Origin of the sequence: Shimia sp. (assembly GCF_049116215.1) — a bacterium.
Classification (GTDB): domain Bacteria; phylum Pseudomonadota; class Alphaproteobacteria; order Rhodobacterales; family Rhodobacteraceae; genus Shimia.
Map to the genome: position 1 here is coordinate 568,601 of NZ_JAGDZB010000003.1, position 14,403 is coordinate 583,003.

Below are 14,403 nucleotides of genomic sequence, written 5' to 3' on the forward strand. Positions count from 1 at the left end.
GGGTTGGGCTTGTTTTTGTGCAGGGATTTGTCATGGACCTTTGGCGTTGGATAAATCCGTGGACTGGGCCTGTTTGGATCTTGCAATCCCTGATGGGGCATCAGCCAAAATTTCGGTTGTCTCCAAAACTTGGCCACAGCCTTGGCGTGGTGTCCTTTTTGGGATTTGTCACATTTTTGCTGGCGGACATAGCTCCTTCTGATCCTGCGCGATTGGCTCGGGCTGTGGCGGCGTATTGGCTGTTGCATCTGATTGGCACTCTGCTGTTTGGCCATCGTTGGGCTTTGAGGGCTGAAGGCATAGGCATGGTTATGCAGCTCTACGCGCGTTTGGCACCGTTTGGCCGGTACTCGAAAAGTCGAGCCTTTGGACTTTGGGGCTGGCAAATTGCTCAACGCCGTGCGGTGCCGCCGGGGTTGGCACTGTTGTGCCTGTTGGTGCTGGGCAGCGGTAGCTTTGATGGCGTGAACGAAACCTTTTGGTGGCTGGCACAGATTGGCTTGAACCCGCTGGAGTTTCCCGGTCGCTCAGCGGTTATTTGGCAAACTCTGGCCGGGCTGATATTGAGCAATGTGCTGCTGGTTGGGGTCTTTGCTGCGACGCTTTGGATGGGGTTGATGCTCGGACGGGTCACCGACGTAAGCCTTGCAACTGCGTTTTGCCTTTTTGCTCCCACAGTATTGCCAATCGCGCTCGGGTATCATTTTGCGCACTACTTCACGAGCTTTCTTGTAGAGGCACAGTATGCGCTGATCTCGGCGACCGATCCTTGGGCACGGGGGCAGGATCTATTGGGGCTCGGACATGTCTACGTGACCACCGGATTTTTTAACACTCAAGAGAGTGTGCGCGTCCTCTGGCTGTGCCAGGCAGGTGGTGTTGTGATCGGCCATATCGTGGCGGTTTTGCTTGCCCACGCGGTTGCTGTCCGGCACTTCGGATCCGCGCGCATGGCGCTCCTGTCTCAGGTGCCCCTCGCTATCTTTATGATTTGCTACACCTTTTTTGGCCTTTGGCTGCTTGCATCCCCGCGCGGCTTCTGACACAACACGCGCCCTCTAGACAGAACCGTCATTCATTCGCACTCTAACAGCTGTGAAGAGTAACGGAATTTTCGGTCACAGACCATGTGAACACAGGGGGTAAAGTGATGACCAAATCCAAGACCGTACCAGTAACAGGAGCGCAGCCAACACGGCGTGATGCGCTCAAAACTTTGGCGCTTGGCGGAGGTGCCGCAGCAGCCATGCCGCTTTGGGCGCGCTACGCAGGGGCGCAAACGTCCGAGCCAATCAAAGTGGGCTTTCAGGTGCACCGAACCGGCATCGGCGCCGCCTATGGGCGGTGGTATGATCGCACAACATCTGCGGCCGCCGCTCTGATCAACGAGCAAGGCGGCATCAATGGACGCCCGCTGGAGATTGTGGCTGAAGACGACGGGACCGATCCCAAACGTGGGGCCGAGGTGGTTGAGAAGTTTGCCACGCAGCACAACTGTGACATCGGCTTTGGCACTTTGTTCTCTCATGTCGTGATCGGCTCCGCGCCGCGTGCTGGAGAGTTGAAGCTACCGTACTTTGTGGTGTCTGAAGGCCACCACGTGGCGAGCGGGATGTTGAACCGCTACACGTTGCAGCCGGGCATCACGGATGTGAAGAGCCAGGTGCAGGCGATGGCGCCATTTGTGGCGGAGAACCTTGGTAAGAAGGTTACGATGATCTTCCCGGACTTTGCGTTTGGGCATGACCACCGCGATTATTTCACTGCGGCGATTGAGGCGCAGGGTGGTGAAGTTCTGGAGCATATTGCGATCCCGCCTACAGAGACATCCTTCACCAAGTACTTCCCAAAAATCCCGCGTGACACGGAAGTGATCTATCACGTCATGGTTGGACCGGCCGTGCTGACCTTTGTGAAAGAGCTCGGTGAGTTTTTTGGGCCGCAACGTCCGGAAATGTTTGGCTTTATCGACAGCTTGGAAGCAGTGGATATTGGCAGCCCAGGACTTGAGTTTCTGGATGGCACCTACTTCTGGGAAGGCAATCCGCGTTATGCGCAGGAAGATCAGTCCGAATATGACGCCTTTTTCCGGGAACGGGTTGGTGTGGACGCCAACGGCGCTTCCGTGAGTGATCCCAAAGACGTGTCCACTTACGCGCATATGTTTGGCTGCTGGGAAACGCTGCACGTTGTGAAAGCTGGGATGGAGAGTGCCGGATATCGCGGGCCGCAGGATCGTGCTGCGCTAGTTGAGGCCGTGGAAGCGATGACCGACATGCCGCATTCCAACGCGCACCCACAAGGGGGAAAAATCTTCAACGGCAAAACCCACCAGGTGTTTGGCCATCAATACATCACCAAAGTGGTGGATGGAAAATTGCTCTTGGTGCACACCACGTCGATTGAAGACACGTTCTATCCGGACGAGGTGGATTACACCTCGCAGGCGCTCTGAGAGTGAACTTGGGTGCGGTGCTCAAGCCGCGCCCATTTTGAGGCGAGGGTGTTGATGGATTTTGGACCATATTTGATGCTTGCCACGTTGGAGGGCGCGGTCACGGCAGCTGTCTTGGCGTTGACCGCTTCTGGCTTGGCGTTGGTGTTTGGGGTTATGCGGGTGGTGAACGTCGCGCATGGTGAGTTTTTTATGCTGGGTGCGGTCTTGGCCTGGTGGGTCACGCATATGTTGGGTGGCTCAGCGGCTTTTGGCTTTGTTATCGCACTGATTGTCGTGCCGGTTTTGGTGGGTCTTTTGGCGGTGGTGACGGATTTGACCGTTCTGAAACGGATCAACTATGATCCGGAACGTACCATTGTTGCGACCATCGGTATTTTATATATTTTGCAGCAGGTTACCTTGATGACCTACGGACCAGATGCGCGGCCCGTGGTGCCGCCGTTTAACACTCGTCTGGCCCTACCTTGGTTTGAGTTTGTCGATAGAAAAATCAGTCTGTATTGGCCCTGGGGGTTGTCTATCACCAGCTACAAACTTGCGGTGATCGGTGCTGCCGGATTGGTGTTGATTGGTCTTTGGGTTCTGATGACGCGTTCCAAACTGGGACTGTTGATGCGGGCCACCGAACAGGACCGCGATATGGCTTTGGCCTTCGGCATCCCGGTGGAAAGGGTTTACGCTTTGGTGTTTGGCCTTGGGGCAGCCATGGCCGCATTGGCAGCGGTGTTGATTGTGCCGATTCAGCAGGCGCATTATCTGATGGGCCATGATCCGCTGTTGCTCAGCTTTATTGTGGTCATCATCGGTGGATTGGGCAGCTTGCCTGGAACCGTACTGGCTGCGTTGCTGATCGGGCTATCTGACGGAATTATTTCGGTTTTCTTCTCTCCGACACTGGCAAAAATCCTCGCGACACTGCTGGTGGCGCTTGTTTTGGTGTTCCGGCCTCAGGGCCTGTTTGGAGCGCGTGACACATGACTGGAGACATTCGGAAATCTCTGCTTCTGCACGGCGGCGTGCTGACTGTGTTGTTTGCCTCGCAATTTGTGCTGCCTGCATACCATCACGGCAATCTGGCGCGGATCATGGTGCTGGCCAGTTACGCGATGGGTTACAATTTGTTGTTTGGCTACACGGGGTTGTTAAGCCTTGGTCATGCGCTGTTCTTTGCGGCAGGTCTTTATGGCATGGGGTTGGCAATATCACAGTTTAGCGTGAGCGCTGGCGTCGCCTTGGCAGTGGGTGTTCTATTTGGCACCCTTGTAGGCGTCGCGATTGGCGCCTTGGCACTGCGTACAGAGGGGGTCGCGTTTATGATTGTGACACTGATGTTCGCGCAGGCCGGGTACCTTACAATCCTGTACTTTGGACAATACACCAGAGGGGACGAGGGGTTTGTTATTGCGCAGGCACATCGGAACATTGCTGGATGGGATCTGTCCGACCCGTCAATACGATATTTTTCTGCATTTATAGTATTTAGTGCCGCCTTGTTAATGTGCTTGGCAGTGGTAAAATCACGCTTTGGAAAAGTGCTCATCGCCATTCGCGAAAACGAAGAGCGTGCTCGCATGCTTGGGTATGACGTGGACAGGTACAAGTTGGCAGCGATTGGATTGTCCGCATCTCTGGCTGCGTTGGCCGGGGCTGCGTATGGGGTGTTGTTTGGGTATGTCGGGGCCTCTTTTGCATCGGTCCAATACTCAATTTTACCCTTACTGTGGGTCCTGCTGGGCGGTACGGGAACAGTCCTTGGACCATTGGTTGGAACGCTGTTTATGTTTTACCTAATTGATCTAAGTTCCGGCGTCACAACCGCTTACATGTTGATTGCCGGTGTGGTTTTGGTGTTCCTTACGTTGTTTGCGCCGCAAGGTTTAATGGGCGAGTTGCGTCGTCGGGCTATTCGGTGGCTTCCATGACCCTCTTATCTGCCAATAGATTAATTAAGAGATTCAACGGCTTGCTCGCAGTAGACGGGGTAGGACTTGACGTGCCACATGGCCAAGTTCGCGCCCTAATTGGGCCAAATGGCGCCGGCAAAACCACGTTGGTCGGGATGTTGTCAGGTCGTATCGCACCGTCGTCCGGTCGCATCACCTTTGATGGGAATGACGTGACCAGCTGGCCGGCACATAAACGCATTGCGGCAGGTATTAGCTACACTTTTCAAATCACATCCATATTTCCAAACCTGAGTGTGTGGGAAAACGTGGCTTTGGCGGCGCGGCGAAAGCGAACAACAACTGAGGCGGTAGAAAACGCAGTTCGCGCGGCTTTGGACGAAGTCGGGTTGGAGGCACGGCAAACAGTGGATGCCGGGGATCTGAGCTACGGGCACCAGCGCTTGTTGGAGATTGCAATGGGCCTGGCGCAGGCACCAAAATTGTTGATTTTGGACGAACCAACACAAGGATTGGCCGATGGTGAAGTGGCTGATTTCGTGAGATTGCTCGCCAAGCTACGCGGCCACATCACCGTTCTGTTGATTGAGCATAATATGGATGTTGTCATGCAAGTGGCTGATTTCGTGACGGTTTTGGATTCTGGTAGGGTGATTTTTGAGGGAGCACCGGAAGAGGTCAAAGCAAGCGAGACAGTGCAGGTGGCGTATCTAGGAGGTGGTGATGCTGCGGCTTGAGGGGGTGTCGGCAGGATATGGGCGGGCGCAGGTGTTGCGGGAGGTGTCTTTTGAAGCGAAGGCAGGGGAAATCCTGTGCTTGGTCGGACGCAATGGCGCGGGCAAAACAACCACGCTTAAGGCGATCATGGGATTGCTGCCACTGATGGCCGGAAACGTCACGTTGGAAGAGACTGTCTTGTCATCATTGCCAGCCCATTTTGTGCCTCGCCACGGAGTTGGTTATGTGCCGCAAGGGCGGCGTTTGTTTGGCGCGTTGACGGTTGCGGAAAACCTTGAGGTCGGGCGTTTGACAAACGGTAAGGACCGGCTTGTTGTAGAGGAAATTCTTTCAATCTTTCCCAGGCTTGCGGAGAGATTTCGGCAGCGCGCCAACACCTTAAGCGGCGGTGAACAACAAATGTTGGCGATGGGCCGTGCGATGTGTCTGCGCCCTAAAGTGCTGTTGCTGGACGAGCCAACGGAAGGGCTACAACCGTCTTTGATCGTTGCGATTCAGGACGCGACTATCCGGATGCGAGAGCAAGGCGTTGCGGTTGTGTTGGTGGAGCAGCGGTTGGACGCGATTGTCGAACTGGCAGATCACGTGGCGCTCCTGGAAAATGGACGGATAAGAGGCATAATGACGCGTTCAGAGATGGCTTCTAACCCGAAAAAACTGGCGTCACATCTTGGGGTTTGACGCAGTAAAAACCACGTCGGTATTGCGTCTGTATCGCGACTGTATTGCGGAGGTGCAAAAATCACCTTGAATCCGATTCATCACGTGAGCTTCTTCAACAGCAAAAGGAAGATCGTTTGTTCTGCTTCGTTCAAAGGCGCAAGCGTGTCTTGGGTGATTTGGTGGGCGGCGGGCGCAACAGCTTCGAAAAGATCCCAACCTTGCGCAGTGGGCTTGAGCAATATGCGGCGTTGGTCAGTCGGGTCCGGGGAACTGGTCACAAGGTCTTTGGCGCGCAGACGATCGACCACGCCTTTGATTGTGGCGCCGTCCATTGCTGTGGCGCGGCCTAAGGCGTTTTGCGACACAGCGCCATGTTCGCAAAGTTTGGAAAGCGCGGCAAACTGGGTAGGGGTTAAATCAGAGATGGCATCCGCGAATATCGACAAATGCCGTTGATTGGCGCGGCGAATTAAGAAACCAACTTGGTCGTCCAACGCGTAGGAGTCTGCGGCGGCTGATGCGGTGAGTTGTGGGGTTTCGGAGGTCATCTCAGGAAGCCTTGTTGCGGGCGCTGATGTGCGATTTGTTGACAGACGTGTAAAAGCTGCCGCAAAATCCATTGGTATACACACAAGTTTTTGTGCGCGCCCTGACGATTTGAGAGGTCACCATGGGGATTTATCATCGCCCCGGCAAGTTGAAAGATGCGCTCGCTGTATTGGCGACAACTGGCGCGCGGCCCGTGGCTGGGTGCACGGATGTTTTTGCTGGCACCGACGCGCAGGAATTGCGGGGCGAGGTGTTGGACGTGACGGCAATCGACGGGCTGCGCGGGATTTCAAAAACACACGTTGGATGGCGCATCGGTGCTACAACAACCTGGCGCGACGTCCTTGGTACCAAGCTTCCGCCGGCTTTTGACATGCTCCAACAAGCCGCACGTGAGATTGGCGGGCTGCAAGTTCAGAACGCGGGTACAGTGGCTGGCAACCTTTGCAATGGGTCTCCAGCGGCAGACGGGGTGCCGCCGTTGTTGGCGCTTAATGCTCAGGTCGAATTGGCGTCGGAGCAGGGGACCCGGATCATCGATTTGGTGGACTTTGTGATTGGGCCGAGAGCCACAACCCGCCGCGAAGATGAGTTGGTGAGCGCTGTGTTGGTGCCGGACGCCAGTGTGTCGGGGGACAGCCGATTCCTAAAGTTGGGCGCACGCAAACATTTGGTGATTTCGATTGCGATGGTAGCTGTGCGTCTCGACGTGCAAGACGAGATCATTTGCGACGCAGCAGTGGCCATAGGGGCCTGCGGGCCGGTTGCAACGCGGGCAGAAGTTTTGGAAAGCGCGTTGGTTGGAACACGTGCCGACCAAGCTGACCGATTGGTCAGCACGGCGCGTCTTGAAGATGTTTTGACGCCTATTTCGGATGTGAGGGGCGAGGCAAGCTACCGCAAAGCTGCGGCGTTGGAGCTTGTTCAGCGCGGGATCTCTGATGTCTTGGAAATGCGCTCATGATTTCCTTTAGCCTCAATGGTGATCCGCAGACCGTAGACGTGCCGCTCGGGCGGCGGTTATCCCAAGTCTTGCGGGAAGATCTCAGCTTGCGCGGCACAAAGGTGGGCTGTGACGCAGGGGATTGTGGCGCTTGCACTGTGTTGCTGGACGGGGAAGCCGTTTGCGCGTGTCTAACACCGGTCGCACAGGTGGAAGACCGTCGGGTCGAAACCATTGAAGGTTTGGGGGCATCGGGGCCAAACCCGTTGCAGAGGGCTTTTTTGCGTCATGGCGCGGCGCAGTGCGGGATTTGTTCACCAGGCATGATAGTGGCTGCGGAAGCTTTGCTGCGGCGGGAAAGTGGCCCTGATCGGAGTGCTGTTGAGGCTGCGCTGGCGGGCGTTTTGTGCCGCTGCACGGGATACACCAAAATCATTGATGCGGTTTTGGATGCTGCCGGAGGTGGCGCAGGACCGGAGCCTGAAGCGGGCGCAGCGGTGGGTGCTCGTGTCGAACGACTGGATGGCGCTGCCAAGGTTATGGGCCACGAGCTTTTTGGTGCAGATGTGGTGCCCGAAGATGCTCTGTATGTGCGTGCGGTGCGCAGCCCTTATCCGTCAGCGCGGTTTGAGTTTGGTGAAATTGAGGATTGGGCTGCCGAAAAAAGTGTGCAGATCTTTACAGCCAAGCACATTCCAGGCGTGAATTGTTTTGGTGTGATTGAGAGATTTTCTGATCAACCGGTGCTTGCCTCTGAAGCCGTGCGCATGGCGGGCGAGGCCGTGGCACTGGTGGCAGGTCCCAAAGACGTTGTCCAAGCGTTGGCATTGAGCACATTTCCTGTGACCTGGGATGAGATGACGCCATCACTGGACGTTCAAAGCGCAACGGTGTCCGACGCAGCGCGTATACACTCTGATCGCGCGGGAAATAAGCTGATTGCAGGGTTTGTCAAGCAAGGGGACGCGGAAGGCGCGCTTGCCAATGCGGCCCATGTTGTCGAAGGGGTTCTGCGCACAGGCCATGTGGAGCACGCCTATATTGAGCCAGAAGCGGGCGCCGCCTGGATGGAGGGAGATATCCTCAACATTCGCGCCTGCACCCAAGCGCCGGTGTTGGATCAGCAGAGCACGGCCGGGGTGCTTGGATTGTCGGAAGACAAAGTGCGCATTCGGCCGGCGGCCACTGGCGGTGGGTTTGGGGCAAAGTTGGATTTGACGGTTCAGCCGTTGCTTGGGTTGGTCACCTTATTGACCGGTCAGCCCAGCGTCATGATTTACACGCGTCACGAAAGCATGGAGGCGAGCACCAAACGGCATCCTGCTGATATGCAAGCAAAAATAGGCGCGGATGCGGATGGCCGTCTGGTTGGGATGGAGTTTGAGGGTGACTTTGACACCGGTGCCTATGCCAGTTGGGGGCCAACTGTGGCCGTGCGGGTGCCGGTACATGCCAGCGGTCCTTATGTGGTGCCAAACTATGTCGCCAAAGCGCGGGCGATCCACACCAACGGGCCAGTGGCCGGTGCTTTTCGCGGGTTTGGGGTGCCGCAGGCAGCGGCCTTGCAGGAACAATTGCTGGATCAATTGGCAGACCAGGTGGGCATGGATCGCCTGACCTTTCGCCGTCTCAACACGCTGTCAGACGGCGTGCCCACGGTCTGTGGTCAGCACCTTGAGGGGGTTGGCATAAGTGCCTGCCTCGGCTCGCTGCAGCCGCGCTGGGACGCGGCGTTGATTGAAGCGGCTGCGGAAAACGTCAAATCTAACGGGAAGGCACGCGGTGTTGGAGTGGCAAGCTGTTGGTATGGTTGCGGAAATACTGCGCTGCCAAACCCTTCAACAATGCGGATCGGGATCACGGCGGAGGGGCAGATTTGTCTGCATCAAGGTGCGATGGACATCGGTCAAGGGGCCAATACGGTGATCCCGCAAATGGCTGCGGATGCGCTTGGCGTGCCAGTGCATCAGATCACGCTGATTGACGCGGACACTGCGGTGACTCCTGATTGTGGAAAGACTTCGGCCAGCCGGCAGACGGTGGTCAGTGGTAAAGCGGCTGTGTTGGCTGCGCAGGCGTTGCGGGCACGCGTTCTTCAGTTGGGAAATATGGGGGACGAGGCAGATATCACCTTATCCGGGGCGGTGCTGACGTTGATGCAAGGGTCGGCGCTGCGGGATATTTCGTTGCGAGATCTGCCAGAAGACGCGTTTGGCTATGTGCTTTGGGCGGAGGAAACGTATGACCCACCTACGAAAGCATTGGATGAAAACGGTCAAGGTGCGCCTTATGCGGTGTACGGGTATGGTGCGCAGCTGGCAGAGGTTGAGGTCGATCAAGCGCTGGGGACCGTGAAAGTGCTCAGGATCACGGCTGCGCATGATGTGGGACAGGTCATCAATCCCTTGTTGGCGGAAGGCCAAATTGAGGGCGGGATCGCCCAGGGGATTGGGATGGCGTTGATGGAGGAGTTTCATCCGGGCAAGACCGAAAACCTGCATGATTATCTGATTCCAACCATTGGCGATGTTCCTGAGATTACGTCACATTTGATCGAAGTGCCTGATCCGGAGGGGCCAATGGGGGCCAAAGGGTTGGGGGAACATGTCTTGATCCCAACTGCACCTGCGATTTTGAATGCGATACGGCATGCGACAGGAGCTGTGTTGACCCAATTGCCTGCCCGTCCCGATAGGGTGTTGGCAGCGATAAAGGCAACAAAACCATGAGCCGCCCACCGAGACAGCGCGAGGAAAAAATCCGATGTGACGCTTGTCCGGTGATGTGCTTTATCGCGGAAGGGCGCATTGGCGCCTGCGACAGGTATGCCAATATCAACGGTGAGATTGTCCGCTGCGACCCTCTGACGGTTTTGGATCGGGCCATCGAGGCAGGAACCGAAGTTCGTCCGTTTTTGGGGCGTGACTGGCATGACGGATTGTCCACGGATGACCTGTTTGTCACCGCAGTTGGGGCAGGCACCACTTATCCTGATTTTAAGCCAGCGCCATTCCTGGTGAGCCGGGAGATTGACGGCGTTGATTTTGTCACCGTCGTGACCGAGGCCATTTTTTCCTACTGCGGCGTGAAGGTGAAGATTGACACAGATCGGCACTTGGGGGCGGAAGGTGCCGTTGTACGCGCGCAAGGAGAGGCCGTGGGGCTGATGGTGACCAGCGAATATGGCAGTCAAATGATGAGCCTGGGCGGAGTGGATCACCTGACCGGCGGTAGCAAAGCTGAAGGGCGTGTAACCTGCGACGTGTTGTTACAACTCTTGAACCGCGCGCCGGTGGTTTTGGACGTAGAAGGCGGGGCCGAGGTTGTGGTTCAGGCTGGCGCAGCACCGATTGTGGACGGCCAAAAAGAAGTGCGGATGCGGGTTGGCTGTGGGTCGGCGACAATTGGGATGTTTGCCAGCCAGTGGAAAGGTTTGGTCGACGAAGTTGTTGTCGTCGACGATCACATCACGGGCGTGGTGAGCGAACATCAAGCGGGCAAAGTGATTGGTTGGCCGGACAGTGGCATTCGCATCAAAGGGCGACGCAGTACGCCTGGCCGGTACTTTCAGGTGGCGCAACCGGGGCTTGGTTGGGGCGGCACGGATATTGAGGATCCTTTGAGCATACTTGGTCCGTGGCGGCCAGAAAAAGGCGCGCGGGAAGGTTTGACACTTTTGATGGTGAGCACCACGGGGGAGCACGCTGCCTACTACGTGCTTGACGCTGACCTTGTTCCGCAGAAACGCCCGCTGCCGGAAACTTTGGAACCTTCGGTGGCTTTGATTGCAGAAAACTGTGAGGCTGCTCTTTGCACCGTTATGTTCATGGGCGGGGCAGGTGGGTCGCTCCGGTCCGGCGTGACCCAAAACCCTGTGAAGCTGACACGGGCGGTACAGGAGAACGAAGCTAAAGTAACAGTCGGCGGCGCGCCGGCCTATGTCTGGCCAGGGGGCGGGATCACGCTCATGGCAGACGTGACCAAAATGCCGGATGGGGCGTTTGGCATGGTGCCAACGCCGGCGGTGGTGGCCCCATTGGAATTTACCGTGTCGCGCGAGGCTTATCAGACATTAGGTGGGCATATGGATCAGGTCCGTGGCCTTCACCAGATATTGAATGAAGGTGGCGCGTATGTCCGCAGCACGCATGTGGTGCCCACCAAACTCAAAAAACCATGAAAAATGGGCCGCAAGTGAGTTGGTTACCAGATGGTAAGCGTTTACACATGCACCATGGACCCATTGATTTAATTGTCGAAATTTGGGGTTCTGGGAAAGACCAGGCGTATCAACGGGCGGCGTTGCGGTTTCATTCAATCCTAGAGGAGTTGGTGGCAGAGCTGCCTGATTTGCGACGGCCTGCAGTGTTGCACGCGAGGTTTAACGGGGCGATAGCCGCCGCCATGCAGGACGCCGTTGCGCGACATTTGCCGGAGTTTGTGACGCCAATGGCGGCGGTGGCGGGTGCTGTGGCAGATGAAATCGCAAGCGTGATCGCGGGTACGCCAAATGTACAGAAGGCCTATGTGAACAACGGAGGCGACGTTGCGCTGGTTCTTGAGCCCTGCGAAACGTTAAGGGCTGATGTGGGGGGCGGCATGGGACGCGCCGCGTTGCATGGGGCAGGTAAGATTAGAGGCATCGCAACGTCTGGTTGGCGCGGGCGCAGCCTGTCATTTGGCATTGCGGACGCTGTGACAGTTTTGGCCAGCTCCGCGGCGCTGGCAGATGTGGCCGCCACGTTGATCGCCAACGCAGTGGATCTGCCGAGTCATGATGGAATTACGCGGGCGACTGCTGAGAGCCAACAATTGGACAGCGATCTGGGCAACAGGTTGGTGACGGTTGCGGTGCCGTCTTTGCCAGTTGCCGATGTGGCCGACGCGTTGAGACGTGGGACAGAGTTTGCAAAAAGTCTTGGGGAAGCCGAGGGGGTTTGGGGAGGTATGCTTGTGTTTCAAGGCCAGGTGGTCACGTTTGGTGATCTCAACCTCAGCAAGACCACCGAATGATCTTATTGAGGGGCCTGATCAGGTGCCAACCAGTCATGCCAGCTGTGAAACCAATTTCCAGCGAAGGCACAAGACGGGAGAGAATTGGCAATCTCGGACTCCGTCGAAATTTGAGACCGGATAAACCAGTGCTCACTTTCGACTTCAAACACCTCAACAGATGTCGAGGGAAACCGTTTGAACAGCGGAGCAGATGACAGCCTCACTTTAACTTTAGAACCTATCACACTAATTTTTCTCGATATATTTGTCGATTTTAGTCTTGGCTTTTGGAGGTAAACACTAAGTTTTGGCGACCAAAAACTGATGCTGGACACGGTATTGGCGTCGGTATTCTGGCCAAAACCGTCTGCCGCCCGCATTGGAAGCAATGCCCCATGCCCGAGAGTCATAACATGGGGAGGCGCAGCGGTTTTTTGGAGAAATGCGACAGCATCCCCTAAATCCCGTATCAGAGGCGCAAAACGCACCTGACCCTGCGCCGGCCAATAGGAGTTCCAGACAATGAGGTAAAGATCCGGCCCAGAACGTGTTTGGAGTTGGCGCAGTTTGGTCATCATTAGGATCGCGTCCCGCGCATCTTGTTCTGTGGGGCCAGGAAGGATCAAAAGTGGCGCATGACCTGAACCACCGGAACGTCGGGTTTGAACCCAAAACAGGTTGGCCGAACGTGTACTAAACACCAAAGCCGCGTCAGTGGGGCAAAAATTTGCAGCTGGGGGGAAGTCCTTGGCCAAAGAGCCCTCACGTTTGTTGAGAATTTCAGTTGCGGCAAAGCTGCCGCCATCTTCCGACGGCGGGTAGGAGAAAGATTAGTAAAAGACAGCACACTGCCAGTGGTTGGATCAGATCATGTAAGCGAGAGAGGGAAGTGTATTTCACAACTCACATAAGGAGCAGTCGCAAACAGGAGAATTGCGGAAAGCGACCATTTTTTTGATATTTTCCGCCAAACGAGCAGGAATAGGATGGGCCATGCAGTCTGCGTCGAACATCGCCCAAGTTGAACACGATTTTGGAGCTGGCGACGAAAAGTCGTTGGTGGCTAAAAGGGTCTAAGAGCGCCGCACGGTAACTGACGGCACGCAACGTGAGGCTGGACCAAGCTGAAGCGGAGGTCAGACGGCCCGCACATTGCATGATCCGGATATCAGCCAATTACGGGGGATTGACTGCAGAATTTCGGGCAATGGTTTGACATCACCAAACAGGCTCGGAGAGTCAGCTTTGTTCCATCACGCGCGCAAGAGCGCAGAATTGTTCGAGACCAACCACCTCCGCGCGATCTGTTGGTTTAATGCCCGCAGCAATCAAACGGTCCTCGATGTCCGGCGCTTGTCCCTTGAGGGCAGACCGCAGCATTTTGCGGCGCTGATTGAAGGCGGCAGCAACGATCCGCGACAGGGTCGCGGCATCCGCGGGGTAGCGTGGCTCTGGCAATGCTGTGAGATGCACCACTGCGGAATGTACTTTGGGTGGTGGTGAAAATGCACCCGGCGGCAAGGACATGACGATATTGGCATTGGCCCGCCATTGCGACAGGAGTGCGAGGCGACCGTAGGCTTTGGAGCCCGGCTGCGCTGTGATACGTTCCGCAACTTCACGCTGAAACATCAATGTCAGGCTTTGCCAGAACGGCGGCCATTCCTTGGGGGTCAGCCAGCGCACCAGAAGTTCCGTGCCGACATTGTACGGCAGGTTGGCGGCCACGCGGATGGGCGGCGTGAGATGGCTCAGCGGATCCACTTCCAAAGCGTCGCCATTGATCACCTCAAGTTGGCCAGGGTAGGCGGCGGCGATTTCCGCCAGAGCAGGCATGCAGCGGTCGTCTTTTTCAATGGCAAGGACCTTGCGCGCGCCTTCTGCCAACAGCCCCCGGGTGAGACCGCCGGGGCCAGGGCCAATCTCAAGGACATCGCAATCCGTCAGTTCGCCCGCACGTCGCGCGATCTTTGCAGTGAGGTTGAGATCCAGAAGAAAGTTCTGTCCCAAAGATTTGCGTGCAGAAAGACCATGGGTCTCAATCACCTGACGCAGCGGAGGAAGGTCATCAATTGCGCTCATGGGATATGCCTTGGTTCTGGCGGCTCTGCCGCGGGTGGATGCCTCCGGCGGGGATATTTCCGGCCAAATGA

13 protein-coding genes are annotated in these 14,403 nt (G+C 56.4%); 10 read left to right on the plus strand and 3 right to left on the minus strand.

Features of this window, described 5'->3' with window-relative positions; all coding sequences use genetic code 11:
• Positions 1–32 precede the first annotated feature (32 nt).
• From JXR15_RS11350 to JXR15_RS11375, 6 genes are all read left to right on the plus strand, one after another.
• The gene (locus JXR15_RS11350) at positions 33–1,043 is read left to right on the plus strand and encodes a hypothetical protein (RefSeq protein ID WP_422053334.1); all 1,011 of its coding nucleotides are present in this window, start codon (positions 33–35) and stop codon (positions 1,041–1,043) included.
• A gap of 107 nt (positions 1,044–1,150) precedes the next feature.
• Positions 1,151–2,455: an ABC transporter substrate-binding protein gene (locus JXR15_RS11355; protein ID WP_422053335.1), complete on the plus strand. Its 1,305-nt coding sequence runs from the start codon at positions 1,151–1,153 to the stop codon at positions 2,453–2,455.
• A 54-nt stretch (positions 2,456–2,509) separates the two neighbouring features.
• Entirely contained in the window at positions 2,510–3,436 is a 927-nt protein-coding gene (locus tag JXR15_RS11360) for a branched-chain amino acid ABC transporter permease (RefSeq protein ID WP_422053337.1), read from the plus strand.
• Positions 3,433–4,380, plus strand: coding sequence for a branched-chain amino acid ABC transporter permease (locus JXR15_RS11365; RefSeq protein WP_422053338.1), 948 nt, complete (start codon positions 3,433–3,435; stop codon positions 4,378–4,380). Before JXR15_RS11360 ends, JXR15_RS11365 begins: the two co-directional genes overlap by 4 nt.
• Positions 4,377–5,099 carry an ABC transporter ATP-binding protein gene (locus tag JXR15_RS11370; RefSeq protein WP_422053717.1) on the plus strand — a complete coding sequence of 241 codons (723 nt, stop codon included), beginning with the start codon at positions 4,377–4,379 and terminating at the stop codon, positions 5,097–5,099. Before JXR15_RS11365 ends, JXR15_RS11370 begins: the two co-directional genes overlap by 4 nt.
• Positions 5,086–5,781: an ABC transporter ATP-binding protein gene (locus JXR15_RS11375; RefSeq protein WP_422053339.1), complete on the plus strand. Its 696-nt coding sequence runs from the start codon at positions 5,086–5,088 to the stop codon at positions 5,779–5,781. Before JXR15_RS11370 ends, JXR15_RS11375 begins: the two co-directional genes overlap by 14 nt.
• A gap of 80 nt (positions 5,782–5,861) precedes the next feature.
• On the opposite strand, the gene JXR15_RS11380 is transcribed toward JXR15_RS11375, so the two are convergent.
• A complete protein-coding gene (locus JXR15_RS11380) occupies positions 5,862–6,311 on the minus strand; it encodes a MarR family winged helix-turn-helix transcriptional regulator (RefSeq protein WP_422053340.1) in 450 nt (149 codons plus the stop codon).
• A 122-nt stretch (positions 6,312–6,433) separates the two neighbouring features.
• Here JXR15_RS11380 and JXR15_RS11385 point away from each other — a divergent pair, with 122 nt between their 5' ends.
• The 4 genes from JXR15_RS11385 to JXR15_RS11400 are packed head-to-tail and all read left to right on the plus strand — an operon-like array spanning position 6,434 to position 12,268.
• Positions 6,434–7,276 carry an FAD binding domain-containing protein gene (locus JXR15_RS11385; protein WP_422053341.1) on the plus strand — a complete coding sequence of 281 codons (843 nt, stop codon included), beginning with the start codon at positions 6,434–6,436 and terminating at the stop codon, positions 7,274–7,276.
• Complete coding sequence (locus tag JXR15_RS11390) at positions 7,273–9,984, plus strand: molybdopterin-dependent oxidoreductase (protein ID WP_422053342.1); 2,712 nt, start codon at positions 7,273–7,275, stop codon at positions 9,982–9,984. Before JXR15_RS11385 ends, JXR15_RS11390 begins: the two co-directional genes overlap by 4 nt.
• The gene (locus JXR15_RS11395; RefSeq protein WP_422053343.1) at positions 9,981–11,435 is read left to right on the plus strand and encodes a 6-hydroxynicotinate reductase; all 1,455 of its coding nucleotides are present in this window, start codon (positions 9,981–9,983) and stop codon (positions 11,433–11,435) included. Before JXR15_RS11390 ends, JXR15_RS11395 begins: the two co-directional genes overlap by 4 nt.
• 47 nt (positions 11,436–11,482) lie before the next feature.
• Positions 11,483–12,268: a UPF0280 family protein gene (locus JXR15_RS11400; protein ID WP_422053344.1), complete on the plus strand. Its 786-nt coding sequence runs from the start codon at positions 11,483–11,485 to the stop codon at positions 12,266–12,268.
• Positions 12,269–12,270: 2 nt separating this feature from the next.
• On the opposite strand, the gene JXR15_RS11405 is transcribed toward JXR15_RS11400, so the two are convergent.
• Together JXR15_RS11405 and rsmA are read right to left on the minus strand one after the other, a co-directional pair.
• The gene (locus JXR15_RS11405) at positions 12,271–12,828 is read right to left on the minus strand and encodes a hypothetical protein (protein ID WP_422053345.1); all 558 of its coding nucleotides are present in this window, start codon (positions 12,826–12,828) and stop codon (positions 12,271–12,273) included.
• 661 nt (positions 12,829–13,489) lie between these two features.
• Positions 13,490–14,332 (minus strand): 16S rRNA (adenine(1518)-N(6)/adenine(1519)-N(6))-dimethyltransferase RsmA, encoded by an 843-nt coding sequence (rsmA, locus tag JXR15_RS11410; protein ID WP_422053346.1) that lies wholly within the window; start codon positions 14,330–14,332, stop codon positions 13,490–13,492.
• Positions 14,333–14,403 lie beyond the last annotated feature (71 nt).

Coding starts and splice junctions, on each gene's coding strand:
- JXR15_RS11350 (WP_422053334.1), top strand. CDS start 33: ATGGACCTTTGGCGTTGGATAAATCCGTGGACTGGGCCTGTTTGGATC.
- JXR15_RS11355 (WP_422053335.1), top strand. CDS start 1,151: ATGACCAAATCCAAGACCGTACCAGTAACAGGAGCGCAGCCAACACGG.
- JXR15_RS11360 (WP_422053337.1), top strand. CDS start 2,510: ATGGATTTTGGACCATATTTGATGCTTGCCACGTTGGAGGGCGCGGTC.
- JXR15_RS11365 (WP_422053338.1), top strand. CDS start 3,433: ATGACTGGAGACATTCGGAAATCTCTGCTTCTGCACGGCGGCGTGCTG.
- JXR15_RS11370 (WP_422053717.1), top strand. CDS start 4,377: ATGACCCTCTTATCTGCCAATAGATTAATTAAGAGATTCAACGGCTTG.
- JXR15_RS11375 (WP_422053339.1), top strand. CDS start 5,086: ATGCTGCGGCTTGAGGGGGTGTCGGCAGGATATGGGCGGGCGCAGGTG.
- JXR15_RS11380 (WP_422053340.1), bottom strand. CDS start 6,311: ATGACCTCCGAAACCCCACAACTCACCGCATCAGCCGCCGCAGACTCC.
- JXR15_RS11385 (WP_422053341.1), top strand. CDS start 6,434: ATGGGGATTTATCATCGCCCCGGCAAGTTGAAAGATGCGCTCGCTGTA.
- JXR15_RS11390 (WP_422053342.1), top strand. CDS start 7,273: ATGATTTCCTTTAGCCTCAATGGTGATCCGCAGACCGTAGACGTGCCG.
- JXR15_RS11395 (WP_422053343.1), top strand. CDS start 9,981: ATGAGCCGCCCACCGAGACAGCGCGAGGAAAAAATCCGATGTGACGCT.
- JXR15_RS11400 (WP_422053344.1), top strand. CDS start 11,483: ATGCACCATGGACCCATTGATTTAATTGTCGAAATTTGGGGTTCTGGG.
- JXR15_RS11405 (WP_422053345.1), bottom strand. CDS start 12,828: ATGATGACCAAACTGCGCCAACTCCAAACACGTTCTGGGCCGGATCTT.
- rsmA (WP_422053346.1), bottom strand. CDS start 14,332: ATGAGCGCAATTGATGACCTTCCTCCGCTGCGTCAGGTGATTGAGACC.